Here is a 15,250-nt window from a genome sequence, read left to right on the forward strand (position 1 = left end):
CCGCGCCGCCGACGCTGCCGCCCACCGTCGGCGAGCCGTTGGTGGCGCTGCCGTTGGTGGCGTTGCCGCCCGCGCCGCCGGCCACGCCGTTGCCGCCGGTGCTGGCGCCGCCATAGCCGCCCGTGCCGGTGGCGGCACCCGCCGTAGCCGCGCCGCCGGTGCCGCCAGTGCCGGCGCCGCCCGTGCTATTGCCGCTGTTGTCGGCACGGTTGCCGATGTCATGCACGGTATTGCCGGTGACGGTGCCGGTCAGCGCACTGGTGGCAGTGGCCGTCGAAGTGTTGTACGCGTTGGTGAGCGAGGACGTGGCTGTGCCGCCGTTGTTGGCCGCCACGGCGCCGATCGCGCTGGCTGCCGAGCCGCCGGTGCTGTTGTTATTGTTGTTCTTGTTGCTGCTGTCCTGCACCGCCGAAGACCCAGCGTTCGCATGCGCGCCCGCGCCGGACTGCGCCACCGTCGGTGGCGTGGTGGTTTGTGCGTACGCCGCACTGGCACCAAACGCCAGCGCGATGGCTGCGCTGATTAAAGTTTTTTTCATAGCTGCTCCCTACCTAAACAAGGTGTACGGTTAATCGAATGGGTGCCAGGGGACCGTTATCCCGGCTCCCCTCTCTTTCGCAAACTTGATGCCACCACCGGCACCGTTCGCGCAAACCGTTGATAACCCTGGAGAATTCGCCAGCGCGGCCGATGCGGCGCGGACGCTGCCGCCCACGTTCCGGCGCTGAGCGTCACACCGCTGTGACAGCGCGGCAGCTGCGTTCAGCTCATCGCCAGAGCGAAGCGCCGCTATTTCGACGGCGAACCGGCGGTGTAACAAACACGCGACGGCGCCGGAATGCCGTGCTTGGCCAGCAGCCGATACAGCGTCATGCGCGATACACCAAGGTCGCGCGCGGCCAGCGTGATGTTGCGCCCGGCCCGCTGCAGGCTGGCGTCGATGGCGTCGCGCTCGGCGCGGATGCGGGCGTCGTCCAGCGGCGCCGATTCACGCGCCGCCTGGTCCGTGCTCAACCCAAGATCCTGCGGCAGGATCAACCGTCCCTCGGCCATCACCATCGCGCGCCGCACGCGGTTGAGCAGCTCGCGCACATTGCCGGGCCAGTCGTAGTCGCGGATCGCTTGCGCCGCACGGCCGCTGAAGCCCTTGACGCGCGGCGCCCGCTCGCTGGAATACGCACGGAAAAAATGTTCGGCCAGCGGCAGCAGGTCTTCCTTGCGCTCGCGCAGCGGCGGCACATCCAGCGCCAGCACATTGAGCCGGTAGTACAGGTCTTCGCGAAACGCGCCGCGCGCCGCCGCCTGCGCCAGGTTGACGTGCGACGCCGCGATCACCCGCACGTCGACCGCGATGCTGTGGGTGGAACCCAGGCGGTAGATGGTCTTCTCCTGCAGGAAGCGCAGCAGGTTGGCCTGCAGTTCCATCGGCAGGTCGCCGATTTCATCGAGGAAGATGGAGCCGCCCTGCGCCGCCTCGATCAGCCCGCGCTTCTCGCGCGCCGCGCCGGTAAAGGCGCCGCGCTCGTAGCCGAACAATTCGGACTGGATCAGCGTGGCCGGAATCGCCCCGCAGTTGATGGGCACGAACGGACCGGCGCGGCGCGGCGAATGAGCGTGCACGGCCTGCGCGACCAGCTCCTTGCCGCTGCCGCTTTCGCCCCAGATCAGCACCGGCGCACTGGCGCCCGCCACCTTGACGATCTGCCGCCGCAGGCTGGCGATGGCGGAGGACTCTCCCGTCAACGCGGGCACTGGCTGGATGCGGCCGTGGCCATCGGCAGCGCGGCACAGCGCCGCCAGGCCGTGCGCGTGGCCCAGCGTGTGCCGCAAGCGCTCCACATCCAGCGGCCAGGTGTGAAAGTCGCGGCAGTGATCGTGCACCAGCCGCCGCCACGCCGCCGACTCCAGCGCGGGCGGATGCAGCAGCGCGATCCAGTGCATATCCCAGTGCTCGTGCAGGAAGCCGTCCATCGCCGCGCACAGCTGGTCGTCATGCTCCTCCACCAGCAGCACGCCCACCAGCAGCGGACGCACCTTCAACTGGCGGCGGGCCTCGGCCAGCGTCGCCGCACTGCATACGTCCCATCCCTGTACTGCTGCGCTCAGCGTTGCCGGTATGGCGAGATTCCCGATTGTTATGCAGAGTATGGATTTTTTCGTCATGACGATTGGACGAAAAAGCGTGCGGAAAGTTCAAGCTTTCAATTTCAGTAAAAATAGAAGGAGCTTGCCGCGACCTCGGCATCAATATAGAATGCCTGCGCAGTTTTTTTGACGAGGGGTATGCCAGCCTGTCAATAGTGAAAATAAGTTAAAAACAAAGACGGGATAAAGTACATGAGCGATTTTCAACTGAAGCCGGCTGATTTGCCGAGCTGGGGCCAGCGCACCGCCTTGCGCGTACTGGGCCTGTTCGGCTGGCGCATGCTGTATCGCCCATTGCCCGGCCCACGCGGCATCGCCGTGATTTATCCGCACACGTCCAACTGGGACTTCATGGTCGGCCTGTTCGGCAAGTGGGCGCTGAACCTGCCGTTCCGCTGGCTGGCCAAGGATTCGCTGTTCAAACTGCCCGTGATGGGCAAATGGTTCCGCGCACTGGGCGGTGAACCGGTCGAACGCGGCACGCCTAGCGGCACCATCAAGCTGCAGGCGCAGCGCATGAACGCGGCCGACTGGTACTGGGTCGGCATCACGCCGGAAGGCACGCGCGGCTATCGCCCGAACTGGAAGAGCGGCTTCTATCATCTGGCGCTGGAGGCCAAGGTGCCGCTGGTGCTGGTGTATATCGACTATCCGAACAAGACGCTAGGCCTGGTCGATCACGTGTTCCCGACCGGCGACCAGGAGGCCGACATGGCCGCCATCCGCGCCGGCTTCGAAGGCCACCAGGGCCTGTATCCGAAGAACGCGGCGCCCATCGTGCTGCAAGAGCGCCGCACCGAAACGCGCGATTAACCTCAGACCGTCGCCGCCAGCATCACGCCGGTGGCGGCAATCGCGGCGCCGGAAATCTTCAGCGCCAGCGCCGGGCTGACCTGGCCCAGCACCCTTCCCCCGTAGACCAGCAGCGCGCTCGCCGCCAGCAAGCCCATGGCGCTGGCCGCCGCCGGCAGTTCGTGGCCGTGCGCATTGCCATGCAAAAGCGCGAACGCGCCGACCATCACCGCTCCCATCGCCGCAGGCAGGCGCGCTGCCACCGCGATCAGCACGCCCATCAAGGCCACCGTCAGCGCGATGCCCGTCTCCAGCCCCGGTATCGTCAGGCCGGCCACGCCGGTCAACACGCCGAACAGCAGCATGCCGAGGAAGGTCGCAGGCAGCCATCGTGCGCTGGACTGGCGCGCGCTCCAGATCCCCACCGACAGCATCGCCAGCAGATGATCCAGGCCGGTGAACGGATGGACGAAACCGTCGAAGAAGCCATGCGTGTGTGCGCCGCCCGTCTGCGGGTGGGCCGATGCGGCGGCGCTGACCAGTACCAGTGCGGCCAGCGCCGCGATGCGTTTGTTCTTCATTGGATCTCCTGTGCAAAGTGTGGGGTTTGGCCGAGCAGGCCTTGTTCGCGGATGAAATCGATGACGGCCTGCACTCCGTCGCCGCTGCGCAGATTGGTGAACACGAACGGCCGCGCACCGCGCTGCTGTTTGGCGTCGCGCGCCATCACATCGAGGTCGGCGCCGACGTGCGGCGCCAGGTCGGTCTTGTTGATGATGAGCAGATCGGAGCGGGTAATGCCGGGGCCTCCCTTGCGCGGAATCTTCTCGCCGCCGGCCACGTCGATCACGTAGATCGTCAGGTCCGACAGCTCCGGACTGAAGGTGGCGGCCAGGTTGTCGCCGCCCGATTCGACCAGTATCAGATCAAGATTGGGGAAGTCGGCCTGCATGCGGGCGATGGCTTCGAGGTTGATCGACGCGTCTTCGCGGATCGCCGTGTGCGGGCAGCCGCCGGTTTCCACGCCCATCAGGCGCTCGGCCGGCAGCGCGTCCGCGCGCAGCAGGATCTCCATGTCTTCCTTGGTGTAGATGTCGTTGGTGATGACGGCCATGTCGAAATGGTCGCGCATGCCTTTGCAAAGCATCTCGCACAGGGCGGTCTTGCCGGAGCCTACCGGGCCGCCGATGCCGACGCGCAGGGGATTCGAATTTGGAGTCATGTTGGTTCTCTCATTAAGATCGGTATAAACGGCTGTACTGCACTTCATGCAGCATCGACAGCAGCGACAGGCCGGGCGCCCAGTTGCACATATCGTCGTCGCCGACGGTTTGCGCATGGCGGGCGGCGGCTTCGATGTCGGCCCGCAGCGACAGCAGGATGCGCTGGCCCGCCACCTGCCCGAGCGGCACGGATTTGACGCAGACCAGCACCTGGTTCTCGGCCCACGCGAACAGCATCGCCAGCAGTGCGGCGTCGTGCGGGATGTTCAGGGCGGCGACGGCGCAGGCGAAGGCGGTCGGCAGCGCGACTTCCGGCTCGCGCTGCAACTGCGCCAGCATGTCGGCGTCGACGATGTTCAGTTCCGCCACCAGCTTGGTCAGCGAGTAGCCCATCTGGATGGTCTCGGCGCGGAACTCGGCGCTGTCGCGCGAGGCGATGAAACGTTCGCTCCATTCCGAGGCTGCGGACCAGTCGCGCCGCGACCAGGCCTGCATCAGGCGCCAGCACACCGGTGCTTCCCATTGCGCCACCACTTCGTGCAGATGGCGCAGTATCCAGGCGCGTGCGGTGTCGGCGTTGTGGACCTTGCCCGATTCCAGCGCCGCCTCCAGCCCCTGCGAATAGCTGTACGCGCCGATCGGCAGCGCCGGACTGGCGAACTGCAGGAGGTTGAGCAGCGCCGCGGCTTGCATCATGCCGTGTCGCCGGGGCGGTGGATCTTCTGGCGCAGCGGGATGGGCGCCAGCGGACCGTCGTGATGGTGCGAGTGCCCGCCGCCATACGCGCCGGACTCCGGCTCGAACGCCGCCTTCTCCTCCACCACCGTCGCGCCCAGCCCCGCCAGCATCTCCTTCAGCACCGCATCCGCGCGGATGCGCAGGAAGCCGTCGCCGACCTGCGCCTGCGTGTGGCGGTTCCCAAGATGGAAAGCGCAGCGCAGCAAGGTGTGCGCATCGGCGCAGGTGATCTTGTAGGTCGGCTCCGGCGCGGCCACCACCTTGACCACGCGCTTGTCCTCGCCGGTCAGCAGGTCGCCGTCGCGCAGCACGGTGCCGCGCACGGTGAACACGGCGACGTCCTCGCCGGTGTCCAGCGTCGCCCGCAGGCGGCACTTCTCGCGCAGTTCATAGGGCAGTACCAGTTGGGCCGCGATGATGTCCGCGCTTGGGATTTTGGTGTGCAGTGTCAGCATAAGTCCTCAGAACAGGAAATAGCGCTGCGCCATCGGCAGCGTGGCTGCGGCTTCGCAGACCAGCAGCTCGCCATCGGCGCGCACTTCGTAGGTTTCGGAATCGACACTCATCTTCGGCGTGGCGCCGTTGTGGATCATGTCGGACTTGCGCAGCGCGCGCATATTCTTCGCGACGATCAGCGTCTTGTTCAACTTCAGCTGGTCGCCGATGCCGGCATCGAACGCCACCTGCGACACAAAGGTGAACGACTTTTTCAAGCCGCCGCCGAAAGCGCCGAACATCATCCGGTAATGCACCGGCTGCGGCGTCGGGATCGAGGCGTTCGGGTCGCCCATCTGCGCGGCGGCGATCATGCCGCCTTTTAAAATCGTCTGCGGCTTGACGCCGAAGAAGGCCGGCTTCCACAGCACCAGGTCGGCGATCTTGCCCACCTCCAGCGACCCCACCGCATGCGCGATGCCATGCGTGATGGCCGGGTTGATCGTGTACTTGGCGATGTAGCGCTTGACGCGGAAGTTGTCGTTGCGCGATGAATCCGGCGCCAGCGGCCCACGCTGCACCTTCATCTTGTGCGCGGTCTGCCAGGTGCGCATCACCACCTCGCCAACCCGGCCCATGGCCTGCGAATCGGACGACATCATCGAGATCGCGCCGATGTCGTGCAGGATGTCCTCCGCCGCGATGGTCTCGCGCCTGATGCGCGACTCGGCGAACGCCACATCCTCGGCGATGCCCGCATCGAGATGGTGGCAGACCATCAGCATGTCCAGGTGCTCGTCCAGCGTGTTGACGGTGAACGGCCGGGTGGGATTGGTCGAAGACGGCAGCACGTTAGCTTCGCCCACCGCCGCGATGATGTCCGGCGCATGGCCGCCGCCCGCGCCTTCGGTGTGGAAGGTGTGGATGGTGCGGTCCTTGAACGCGGCCAGCGTATCGGCCAGGTAGCCGCCTTCGTTAAGGGTGTCGCTGTGGATGGCGACCTGCACATCCATGCGGTCGGCCACGGACAGGCAGTTGTCGATGGCGGCCGGCGTGCTGCCCCAGTCCTCGTGCAGCTTCAGGCCGATGGCGCCGGCGCGCACCTGCTCTTCCAGCGGCTCCGGCAGCGAGACATTGCCCTTGCCGAGAAAGCCCAGGTTCATCGGGAAGGCGTCGGCCGCGCCCAGCATCGCATGCAGATGCCACGGCCCCGGCGTGCAGGTGGTGGCCGAGGTGCCGGCCGATGGACCGGTGCCGCCGCCTATCATCGTGGTCACGCCGCTCATCAGCGCTTCCTCGATCTGCTGCGGGCAGATGAAGTGGATGTGCGTGTCGACGCCGCCGGCCGTGACGATCATGCCTTCGCCGGCGATGATCTCGGTGGCGCCGCCGATGGCCATCGTCACATTCGGCTGGATGTCCGGATTGCCGGCCTTGCCGATGGCGGCGATCATGCCGCTTTTCAGGCCGATGTCCGCCTTGACGATGCCCCAGTGGTCGACGATCACCGCATTGGTGATCACCGTATCCATCACATCGGCGGCCACGCGCTGCGACTGGCCCATGCCGTCGCGGATCACTTTGCCGCCGCCGAATTTGACTTCCTCGCCGTAGGTGGCGTAATCGTGTTCGATTTCGATAAACAGTTCGGTGTCAGCCAGGCGGATGCGGTCGCCCTTGGTGGGGCCGAACATCTCCGAGTAGGCGCGGCGCGAGATTGTAGCCATGTCAGCCCTTCGGTGGATTGGGATCGAGCTTGCCCATGACTTTGCCATTGAAGCCATAGACCTTTTGTTCGCCGCCCAGCTTCACCAGTTCCACCGTGCGCTGCTGGCCCGGTTCGAAACGCACGGCGGTGCCGGCGGCGATATTCAGGCGCATGCCGTAAGCCTTCCAACGTTCGAACTTGAGCTCCGTGTTGACTTCGAAAAAATGGAAATGCGATCCGACCTGCACCGGCCGGTCGCCCTGGTTCGTCACCACGACGGTCGCGGTGGCGCGGCCTTCATTGAGGCCGATCTCGCCCTCTTCGAGCAGATATTCACCTGGGATCATGATGACCTCCTTTAGGGGATGGGGTTGTGGACGGTAACGAGCTTGCTGCCGTCGGGGAAAGTGGCTTCGACCTGGATGTCCGGGATCATCTCCGGTATGCCTTCCATCACATCGGCGCGGGTCAGGATGCGGGTGCCTTCGGACATCAGCTGCGCCACGGTCTTGCCATCGCGCGCGCCTTCCATGATGGCGCAGGTGATCAGCGCCACCGCTTCCGGATAGTTCAGTTTCAGGCCGCGCGCGAGGCGGCGTTCCGCCACGATGCCGGCGGTGAAGATCAACAGCTTGTCTTTTTCTCTTGGTGTCAGGTCCATGGTTGTTCTCAGGTTTGCCAGATGCGCGGCGTGACAGCCACGCGGCCCAGCAGGTGCGGGCGCAAACGGCGCCATACAATCAGCATCAGGCGGCGCGCGGTTTCGCTGTCGTCGCCCAGGTGGCGCGCGACCAGCACGCCCTTGGTGTGGGTGATGCCGAACAGGTGGCCGCCGTCGGCTTGAATATCGGCGCGGATGTCGGCCAGCAGCGCGGCCAGCACGGCGGCGGCGAGCGGCTTGCCGGCGGCGACCAGTATGGCGCAGACGCTCTTGCCGTCCAGCGCCAGCGGGCTGTCCAGCCGTCCGCCCAGCATCGCGCCCTGCTCCCACCAGATCAACTTGCCGTCGCGGCGGATGCTGCTGCGCTGGGTCACGGTGCCGGTGTTGAAGCTTTCGCCGGAACCGCGCCGGCCCATGCAGAGGATTTCGCAGCCCAGATAAGTGGCGCCTGCGGCCAGTTCGACGTGCTGCTCCAGCACCACGTTAGCGGTATCAAAAAAGATCGTCTCCTGCGGCAGCCATTCGAGTGCGGCATCCGCGCCCACGTTGAGGCGCACGCACTGGCGCGACACCTTGCCATTGGCCTTGTACCACTTGGCTGCGCCGGGCGTGGCGATGAAGGCATGCGCGCGCGGGCCGACGCCGACCTCTATCGACAGCTGGTCTCCGCCAACCACGCCGCCGGGCGGATGGACGACGATGGCGTGGCACACCTTGGGGTCTTCGGGATACAGCGCCTTCTGCACGCGCAGCGGCCCGTAGTGGCGATTGTCGAACAGCCGCGTGGTGCCGCCGTCATCGGCAAAGCCCAGGGTAAGGCTGGCCTGCCAGGCGCTGTGCTGGCCGGCGGCGAGTTCTCTGGATGCGGTGGTATCGGGCATGACGGACGTAATGCAATCGTCGTGCCAGCGGAATCGCGGGCTACAACCGCCGTAAGAACATTTTTCGCACCAAAGCGAACGTTTCGCACCATGGCGGTGCAGCCAGGCTTGCGGCAAGGTTTTACTTTTGTCTATTTTGCTTGTAAAATAAGCACCATTTTTTATCCCCGTTTAAGGACCACCATGCGATTCACTTCTTTTGCAGCCGCTGTGACGGTTGCCCTGGCACTGGCTCCGGCCGCACAGGCCACCACCTTCGGCTCCAATCTGATCGCTAACGGCAATGCCGAAAACGGCGTCGCCGGCTGGAACGCCACGCCGCAGTTCGAAGTCGTCAAGTACGGCGCAGCCGGCGGCTTCCCCTTCCCTGCCGATCCTGGCCCTGCCGACCGTGGCACCTATTTCTTCGGCGGCGGCTACGCGGCGCTGTCGACCGCCAGCCAGACCATCGACCTGTCGTCGCTGGCCGCGGCGATCAACACCGGCGCTACGCGCTACGACCTGTCGGCCTGGCTGGGCGGCTACGACTCGCAGAACGACAACGCCAAGCTGACCGCGACCTTCTACGGCGCCGGTGGCGCAGCGCTGTCCAGCGCCAGCGTCGGCCCGGTCTCCAACTCGGATCGCGGCAACCAGACCGGCCTGCTGCTGCGCGACACCCAGGGCTACATCCCGGTCGGCACGCTCAACGTCGGCATCACGCTGGACCTGACCCGCAACGCCGGCTCCTACAACGACGGCTACGCGGACAACCTGTCCTTCGCCGTGGCCGCCGCGCCGGTGCCGGAAGCCGACGCCTACGCCATGCTGCTGGGCGGCCTGGCCCTGCTGGGCGTGGTCGCCAAGCGCAAGCAGCGCAAAGTTCAAGCCTGAGACTAAAGCCTGATACTTAAGCTTGATACTTGCGCCGTAATCAATAGTACTTTGCGCCGCGCGGCCTTTTTGCGCGCGGCGTTCATCCCCATACTGTTTGCTTCTCGATCTGATTAAGTGAGCACAGTATGAAAGTATTCGTCACCGGCGCAGCAGGCTTCATCGGCGGTTCCATCGCAGCGGAACTGGTACGCGCAGGCCATCAGGTAACGGGCCTGGTGCGCAAACCGGAACAGCTGCAAGACCTGGCCAGCATCGGCGTGACCGGCGTGGTCGGCACGCTGAACGACCGCGATCTGCTGATCGCCCAGGCGCAGGCGGCCGACGCCGTGATCAACGCCGCCAGCAGCGACAACCGCGCCGCCGTCGAAGCCTTCATCGACGCCCTGGCCGGCTCCGGCAAGGTATTCCTGCACACCAGCGGTTCCAGCATCGTCGGCGACGCCTCCGGCGGCGAAGGCACCGACCGCATCTACCTCGAAGACCAACTTCCCGCTCCCACCGCCGACAAGGCCGCGCGCGTCGCCATCGACGACCTGGTGCTGGCCGCCGCCGGCCGTGGCGTGCGCTCGACGGTACTGTGCAATACGCTGATCTACGGCCACGGCGCGCTGCCGCGCGACAGCGTGCAGCTGCCACGCCTGCTCAAGCAGGCGCGCAAGAGCGGCATCGTGCGTCATGTGGGGCGCGGCTTGAACATCTGGTCCAACGTCCACATCGACGACGTGGTCGACCTGTATCTGCTGGCACTGGAAAAGACCGAAGCGGGCGCGTTCTACTTCGTCGAAAGCGGCGAGGCCTCGTTCCGCGACATGAGCACGGCCATCGCCCGCGCGTTGAAACTGGGCGAGCCGCAGGATTGGCCGCTGGAGCAGGCCAAGGAAGAATGGGGATATGAAATGGCCTCGTACGGCCTGGGTTCCAACAGCCGCGTGCGCGGCGAACGCGCACGCAAGCAGCTGGGCTGGACGCCGCATCGCCCGCCAGTGCTGGACTGGATCGCGGGCGACATGCTGCGCGCCTGAGGCTTGTTACGGTGCTGGCGCCGCAGCAGGCGCCGGCATGCCGGGGACGGCAATGCTCTTGCCGTTGAAGGTGAACTTGCCGTTTTTGAACTCGATGGCCGAACGCAGCTCGTCCTTGTCCATCACGGCATAGCCTTCGTTGAGCAATTTGCCGACCGCCATGGCGGCGAGATTCTTGCCCGCCATGTCGACCACGTCGGCGACATTGGGCGTCGATGGGTCCACCTGCTTGGCCGCCATCGCGCGCGACACATCGTTCACCATGGCCACCGGCAGGCGCACGTCGAAGCGGGCGACGATCTTCTTGACAAACTCCGTCGGCGACTTGAAGTCGGCATCCACCACCTTGTCGAAATCGACGCGGCCCTTGATCGACGCCGTGTTGCCGCGATAGCTGGCGCTGATGTCGTCGATCACCACGCTGACGCCGCTCTTCACCATCCTCTGGGCGAAGTCCAGCATCGACTTCGTCAGCACCTGGGTCTGCGCGTCTTCCGTCAGGCCGCTGCCCTGCACCTTGTTCATTTCCTTTTCCATGTCCTCCATCGCCCGCGCCGGCAGGTTCGTGACGCGGATGCCGATATTGGCGCGATCCACACGGTCGCCGCCAAACCGTATCGACTGAACGGAAAAGCCGTACACCAGATCAGCCTTCTTGCCACGGCGTTCGATGTTGATGCGGGCAGCGAGATCGTCAAGCCGCACCGTCTCCTTGAGGTCCGTGCCGCCCGCGTCCGCCGTGCGTATCACCAGTGAGCCGAGTTTCGCATTGAAGTTGCCGTACCAAATACCGTCCGGGCCCCGCATCTGTTTGAAATCGCCGCTCAGGTTTTCCAGCATGGCAGCGGTTGCCGTGCCGACGATGGACATCGACTGCATGGACATGACCGTATCGAGGGCCGTTCCAGCCTTGCTGGCGACGGATCGGCTATTGAGCTCGGACCATGACAACGCCGTGCCATTCTGGTCGAGATACGCATGGGGCATCAGCTTCGAGGTGTAGATGACCTGCCCCTTCGGGCCAACGCTGCGCACCACCGGGAACGGGCGCTCGTTGCCGAAGACCGCTTTCAGCTTGGGCCGCTGCGCCGGCGAGAACTCGAACTTCGCATAGATGTCCATCCGCTTCACGACGTCGCGCTGGCCGTCCATCGCCTGGTTCAGTTCTTTGCCGGCGGCGGAGATGGCGTCCATGAATGAGGACGTAGCGGCCACCGGTGCTGGAGCGGCGGCATAAACGGAGGTAGACGCCAGCAAGGCGCCGGCGATGGTTGCTGCGGTGATCGATGTTTTCAACGTGTTGCCCGGAGGAAGTAGTTATTGTAGGGCCGCGATTCTACACATCCGCTTTCGCCCGAATATACGCGCTTTGTCACTTTAGAATTACATATCGGTTAGCTTGCGTTCACCGTTGATTTTTAATTAAAACTCCGCTACCGTGTCGGCGGGGCGGAACCTTCAAGCCGGTCTGTCTTTGCCTCGTGCAGGGACAGCCTCTACGGGGCTACCCCGTGGGATGTTTAATGTTCAGCACTTCGCCGCATGAGCCGCGTTGCGTTTCCACGCAAGACTGCTCACGCATCACGAGACTCGTTGAAGGCTCTCCGCTCCTTTTCGCTACGAATGACCATCAAAAAACTTACCGTGTTGGCGCTTGCCGATACGATGCTCGCTTCCGAGCGCAACCTGGACAGCCTGATCGCGGCATGCGGCCGTGTTTTCGGTGCGCCGCCGCCATGGGCGTCCGAGGTTTGCGCAGCGCTTATCGAGCGGACAGGCGAGAACTTCTACTACTTCAGCCGGCACGAGATCGCCGGCATCCTGCTGCAACTGCTTAGCCACGATAACGCCGATGACGACGACGGCGACGATGAAGCGCCGGAGCCGATGGAACTGCCGCCAGTACGCCGCTACTGCATCGATCCGCCTATCCGCCCGCCCAGGGATGCCTGGCTCGCCGCGCTCGCGCTGCCGGAACTGCGCACGGTCGGCGACCTGGCCGCCTGGCTGGATGAACCGGTCGGCGCGCTCGAATGGTTCGCCGACCAATGGCGCCTTGCCGGCGACAAGGAATCGCGCCTCCAGCATTACCACTACCGCTGGGTGCCCAAGCGCAGCGGCGGCCTGCGCCTGATCGAGATTCCCAAGGAACGGCTGCGCAGCATCCAGCAAAAGATACTGCGCCAGATCCTGGATCCGCTGCCGCCGCATCCGGCCGCACATGGCTTCCGGCGCGGCCATTCCTGCCTGACGCACGCTACGCTGCACGCAGGCCGGCACGTCGTCATCCGCATGGATCTGAAGGATTTTTTCCCGAGCGTTCAACTGTCGCGCATCCACGCGCTGTTTGAAAAGCTGGGCTATCCGGACAAAGTCGCCGGAGCGCTGGCGCGCGTGTGCGTCAACCGCGCGCCGCACGGCGTCTTCCGCGATACCCACGATGGCGCTTCGGTCACATGGGCCGAGCGCCAGGCCTTGAAGTCCCCTCACCTGCCGCAAGGCTCCCCCTGCTCGCCGGCGCTGGCCAATCTATGCGCATACCGTCTCGACGTGCGCCTCGAAGCGCTGGCACAGGCGATGGGCGCGTCGTACAGCCGCTATGCCGACGACCTGGCGTTCTCCGGCGACCGCGATTTCGCGCGCGCCGCCGAACGCTTTCATATCCAGGTGGCCGCGATTGCGCTTGAAGAAGGATTCCGCATCAACACCCGCAAGACGCGGTTGATGCGCGAGGGGACGCGCCAGCAGGTCACGGGCGTTGTCGTCAACGCGCATCCCAACATCGCGCGCGACGAATACGACAGGCTCAAAGCCACGCTGACGAACTGCGTGCGGCATGGACCGGCTACGCAGAACCGCGACAGCCATCCCGACTTCCGCGCCTACCTCGCGGGCAGGATTTCGTATGTGAAGATGGTCAACGCAAGTCGGGCGGTCAAATTGCAACGGCTGCTGGCAACCGTTGCATGGGCCTAGTCCAGGTTAGGATACGGGCTCTTGCCGCCTTCGGCGATGAACAGGTCGATGCGCGCCTCCAGCACCGGCAGCGGCACGGAACCCAGTTGCAGCACCGTGTCGTGGAAGGCGCGGATGTCGAACTTTGTGCCCAGCGCCGCCTCGGCCTTCTTGCGCGCGTTAATGATGCTCATCTCGCCGAGGTAGTACGACAGCGCCTGCCCCGGCCAGGAGATGTAGCGGTCCACCTCCGTCTCGATCTCATGGTCCGACAGCGCGGTGTTGTCGTGCAGGTAGTCCTGCGCCTGCTTGCGGGTCCAGCCCTTGCTGTGGATGCCCGTGTCAACCACCAGCCGCGACGCGCGCCAGGCCTGGTAGCTCAACATGCCGAACACCTCGTACGGCGTTTCATACATGCCCATCTCCACGCCCAGGCGCTCCGAGTACAGCGCCCAGCCCTCGCCATAGGCCGAGATATAGGCGTTGCGGAACGGCGGGCGGCCCTTCTGCTCCATCGCCACCGGCATCTGGAAGGCGTGGCCAGGCGCCGATTCGTGCAGCGTCAGCGCCGGCATCGAGTACAGCGCGCGCGCCGGCAGGTTGTAGGTGTTGACCAGGTAGACGCCAGGACCGCCACGGCCCGAGGTGTAGAACGGCGCCTGGTCGTCCGGCACCGGAATCACGGCGAAGCGGCGGCGCGGCAGGTAGCCGAAGTACTGGCCGACCTTGGCGTCGAACTTCTTGGCGACCCAGGCGGAGCGCATCAGCAGCTCTTCCGGCGTCTTGGCGTAGAAGCGCGAATCGGTGCGCAGGAATTGCAGGAAGGCCGGCAGGTCGCCTTCGAAGCCGGTCTGCTTGATCACGTCATGCATCTCGGCGCGGATCTTGGCCATTTCGCTCAGGCCGATCTTGTGGATCTGGTCCGCGCTCATCGCCGTGGTGGTGAACTCCACGATCTTCGACTGGTAGTAGGCTTTACCGTCCGGCAGGCTCTCGGCCGCCAGCTCCTCGCGGGCCTTCGGCACGTACTCTTCGCGCATGAACTTCAACAGTTTCTGATACGACGGCAGTATGTAAGCCTGGATCGCCTTCACGCCTTCCGCGCGCAGCGCTTCCTGCTGCGCCGCCGGCATCGTGGCCGGCATGGTCTTGAACGGCAGGTAGAACACCGTGTCCTGCGGCGTCTTGGCGTCGGTGACGGAGGTGATCGAGGCGTCGCGGCCGATCAGCGTGACTTTCGGCGGCGTGAAGCCGCGTGCGGCGCCGGCGCGCATATTGTCCATCTCTTCGTTGAAGTAGCGCGGCGTATCGGCCAGCTGCTTTAGGTAGTCGCGGTACTGCTTCTCGTTGGTCAGCGGCTTGCGCGCGCCCGACGCCATGTTGGACCAGAAGGCCGAATCGGCGTTCAGCGGCTTCTCGTATTCGCGGAACACCTGGCCGGCGATCAGCGCGGCGATCTGCGCCTTGTAGACCTGGTAGTTGATGCGCTCCGGCGCCGACAGCTTGTCCTGCGAAATGCCGTCCAGCTTTTTCATCACGCCCTGCCAGTACGCCAGGCGGCTCTTCTGGGTGGCGGCGTCGATGCGCGGCAGCGACGAGGAAACGCCGTTGTCGTCATCTTCCTCTTCTTCCTGTTTCTGGCTGATGCGCCACTTCCACTCCTGGGTGTAGATGGCTTTGAACTGCGCGTCGGCGGGACCGGGCTTGACGGCCGGCTCGGCGGCTTGCGCATTGACGGCGGCGACGGCTAACAGCATGCATGCGCCGGCGATAGCGGCACTGAACTTCTTTTCCATAACACTCCAGTGGGAAGG

The 15,250-nt window shown here is 65.0% G+C and carries 15 protein-coding genes and 1 pseudogene; 4 read left to right on the forward strand and 12 right to left on the reverse strand.

Annotation, left to right across the window (positions count from 1 at the left end):
• Positions 1-538, reverse strand: a pseudogene (locus GEV01_RS30785) (hypothetical protein); the annotation flags it as partial.
• Between the two features lie 251 nt (positions 539-789).
• Entirely contained in the window at positions 790-2,163 is a 1,374-nt protein-coding gene (locus GEV01_RS18635) for a sigma-54 dependent transcriptional regulator (RefSeq protein ID WP_152807100.1), read from the reverse strand.
• Positions 2,164-2,337: 174 nt separating this feature from the next.
• Between GEV01_RS18635 and GEV01_RS18640 the strand changes: the two genes are divergently transcribed.
• Complete coding sequence (locus GEV01_RS18640; RefSeq protein WP_152807101.1) at positions 2,338-2,958, forward strand: 1-acyl-sn-glycerol-3-phosphate acyltransferase; 621 nt, start codon at positions 2,338-2,340, stop codon at positions 2,956-2,958.
• A gap of 2 nt (positions 2,959-2,960) precedes the next feature.
• On the opposite strand, the gene GEV01_RS18645 is transcribed toward GEV01_RS18640, so the two are convergent.
• Genes GEV01_RS18645 through GEV01_RS18680 form a run of 8 tightly spaced genes read right to left on the reverse strand, consistent with a single transcriptional unit; the run spans position 2,961 to position 8,583 of the window.
• Entirely contained in the window at positions 2,961-3,518 is a 558-nt protein-coding gene (locus tag GEV01_RS18645; RefSeq protein ID WP_152807102.1) for a HupE/UreJ family protein, read from the reverse strand.
• Positions 3,515-4,159, reverse strand: a complete 645-nt coding sequence (gene ureG / locus GEV01_RS18650) for an urease accessory protein UreG (RefSeq protein ID WP_070272648.1) — start codon at positions 4,157-4,159, stop codon at positions 3,515-3,517. Before ureG ends, GEV01_RS18645 begins: the two co-directional genes overlap by 4 nt.
• Positions 4,160-4,172: 13 nt before the next feature.
• Positions 4,173-4,853 carry an urease accessory protein UreF gene (locus GEV01_RS18655; RefSeq protein ID WP_152807570.1) on the reverse strand — a complete coding sequence of 227 codons (681 nt, stop codon included), beginning with the start codon at positions 4,851-4,853 and terminating at the stop codon, positions 4,173-4,175.
• Entirely contained in the window at positions 4,853-5,353 is a 501-nt protein-coding gene (gene ureE / locus GEV01_RS18660; protein ID WP_152807103.1) for an urease accessory protein UreE, read from the reverse strand. Before ureE ends, GEV01_RS18655 begins: the two co-directional genes overlap by 1 nt.
• 6 nt (positions 5,354-5,359) lie before the next feature.
• Entirely contained in the window at positions 5,360-7,060 is a 1,701-nt protein-coding gene (ureC, locus tag GEV01_RS18665) for an urease subunit alpha (RefSeq protein WP_152807104.1), read from the reverse strand.
• Between the two features lies 1 nt (position 7,061).
• On the reverse strand, positions 7,062-7,388 hold the full coding sequence (locus GEV01_RS18670) for an urease subunit beta (protein WP_070272645.1): 327 nt from the start codon (positions 7,386-7,388) through the stop codon (positions 7,062-7,064).
• 11 nt (positions 7,389-7,399) lie between these two features.
• Complete coding sequence (locus GEV01_RS18675) at positions 7,400-7,702, reverse strand: urease subunit gamma (protein ID WP_152807105.1); 303 nt, start codon at positions 7,700-7,702, stop codon at positions 7,400-7,402.
• A gap of 8 nt (positions 7,703-7,710) precedes the next feature.
• Positions 7,711-8,583 carry an urease accessory protein UreD gene (locus tag GEV01_RS18680; protein WP_152807106.1) on the reverse strand — a complete coding sequence of 291 codons (873 nt, stop codon included), beginning with the start codon at positions 8,581-8,583 and terminating at the stop codon, positions 7,711-7,713.
• A gap of 183 nt (positions 8,584-8,766) precedes the next feature.
• On the opposite strand from GEV01_RS18680, the gene GEV01_RS18685 reads away from it, so the two are divergent.
• Positions 8,767-9,456: a PEP-CTERM sorting domain-containing protein gene (locus GEV01_RS18685; protein ID WP_152807107.1), complete on the forward strand. Its 690-nt coding sequence runs from the start codon at positions 8,767-8,769 to the stop codon at positions 9,454-9,456.
• Positions 9,457-9,584: 128 nt separating this feature from the next.
• Positions 9,585-10,481 (forward strand): NAD-dependent epimerase/dehydratase family protein, encoded by an 897-nt coding sequence (locus GEV01_RS18690; protein ID WP_152807108.1) that lies wholly within the window; start codon positions 9,585-9,587, stop codon positions 10,479-10,481.
• A 6-nt stretch (positions 10,482-10,487) separates the two neighbouring features.
• Here the strand turns inward: GEV01_RS18690 and GEV01_RS18695 are convergent, their stop codons facing one another.
• Positions 10,488-11,777, reverse strand: a complete 1,290-nt coding sequence (locus tag GEV01_RS18695; protein ID WP_152807109.1) for a DUF945 family protein — start codon at positions 11,775-11,777, stop codon at positions 10,488-10,490.
• 327 nt (positions 11,778-12,104) lie between these two features.
• On the opposite strand from GEV01_RS18695, the gene GEV01_RS18700 reads away from it, so the two are divergent.
• Positions 12,105-13,457 carry a reverse transcriptase family protein gene (locus GEV01_RS18700; RefSeq protein WP_175023132.1) on the forward strand — a complete coding sequence of 451 codons (1,353 nt, stop codon included), beginning with the start codon at positions 12,105-12,107 and terminating at the stop codon, positions 13,455-13,457.
• Here the strand turns inward: GEV01_RS18700 and GEV01_RS18705 are convergent.
• Positions 13,454-15,193, reverse strand: a complete 1,740-nt coding sequence (locus GEV01_RS18705; protein WP_235914438.1) for a DUF885 domain-containing protein — start codon at positions 15,191-15,193, stop codon at positions 13,454-13,456. The genes GEV01_RS18700 and GEV01_RS18705 overlap by 4 nt on opposite strands.
• Positions 15,194-15,250: the final 57 nt, after the last annotated feature.

Source organism: Rugamonas rivuli, from assembly GCF_009380165.1.
In the GTDB taxonomy this organism is placed as follows: Bacteria; Pseudomonadota; Gammaproteobacteria; order Burkholderiales; family Burkholderiaceae_D; genus Rugamonas; species Rugamonas rivuli.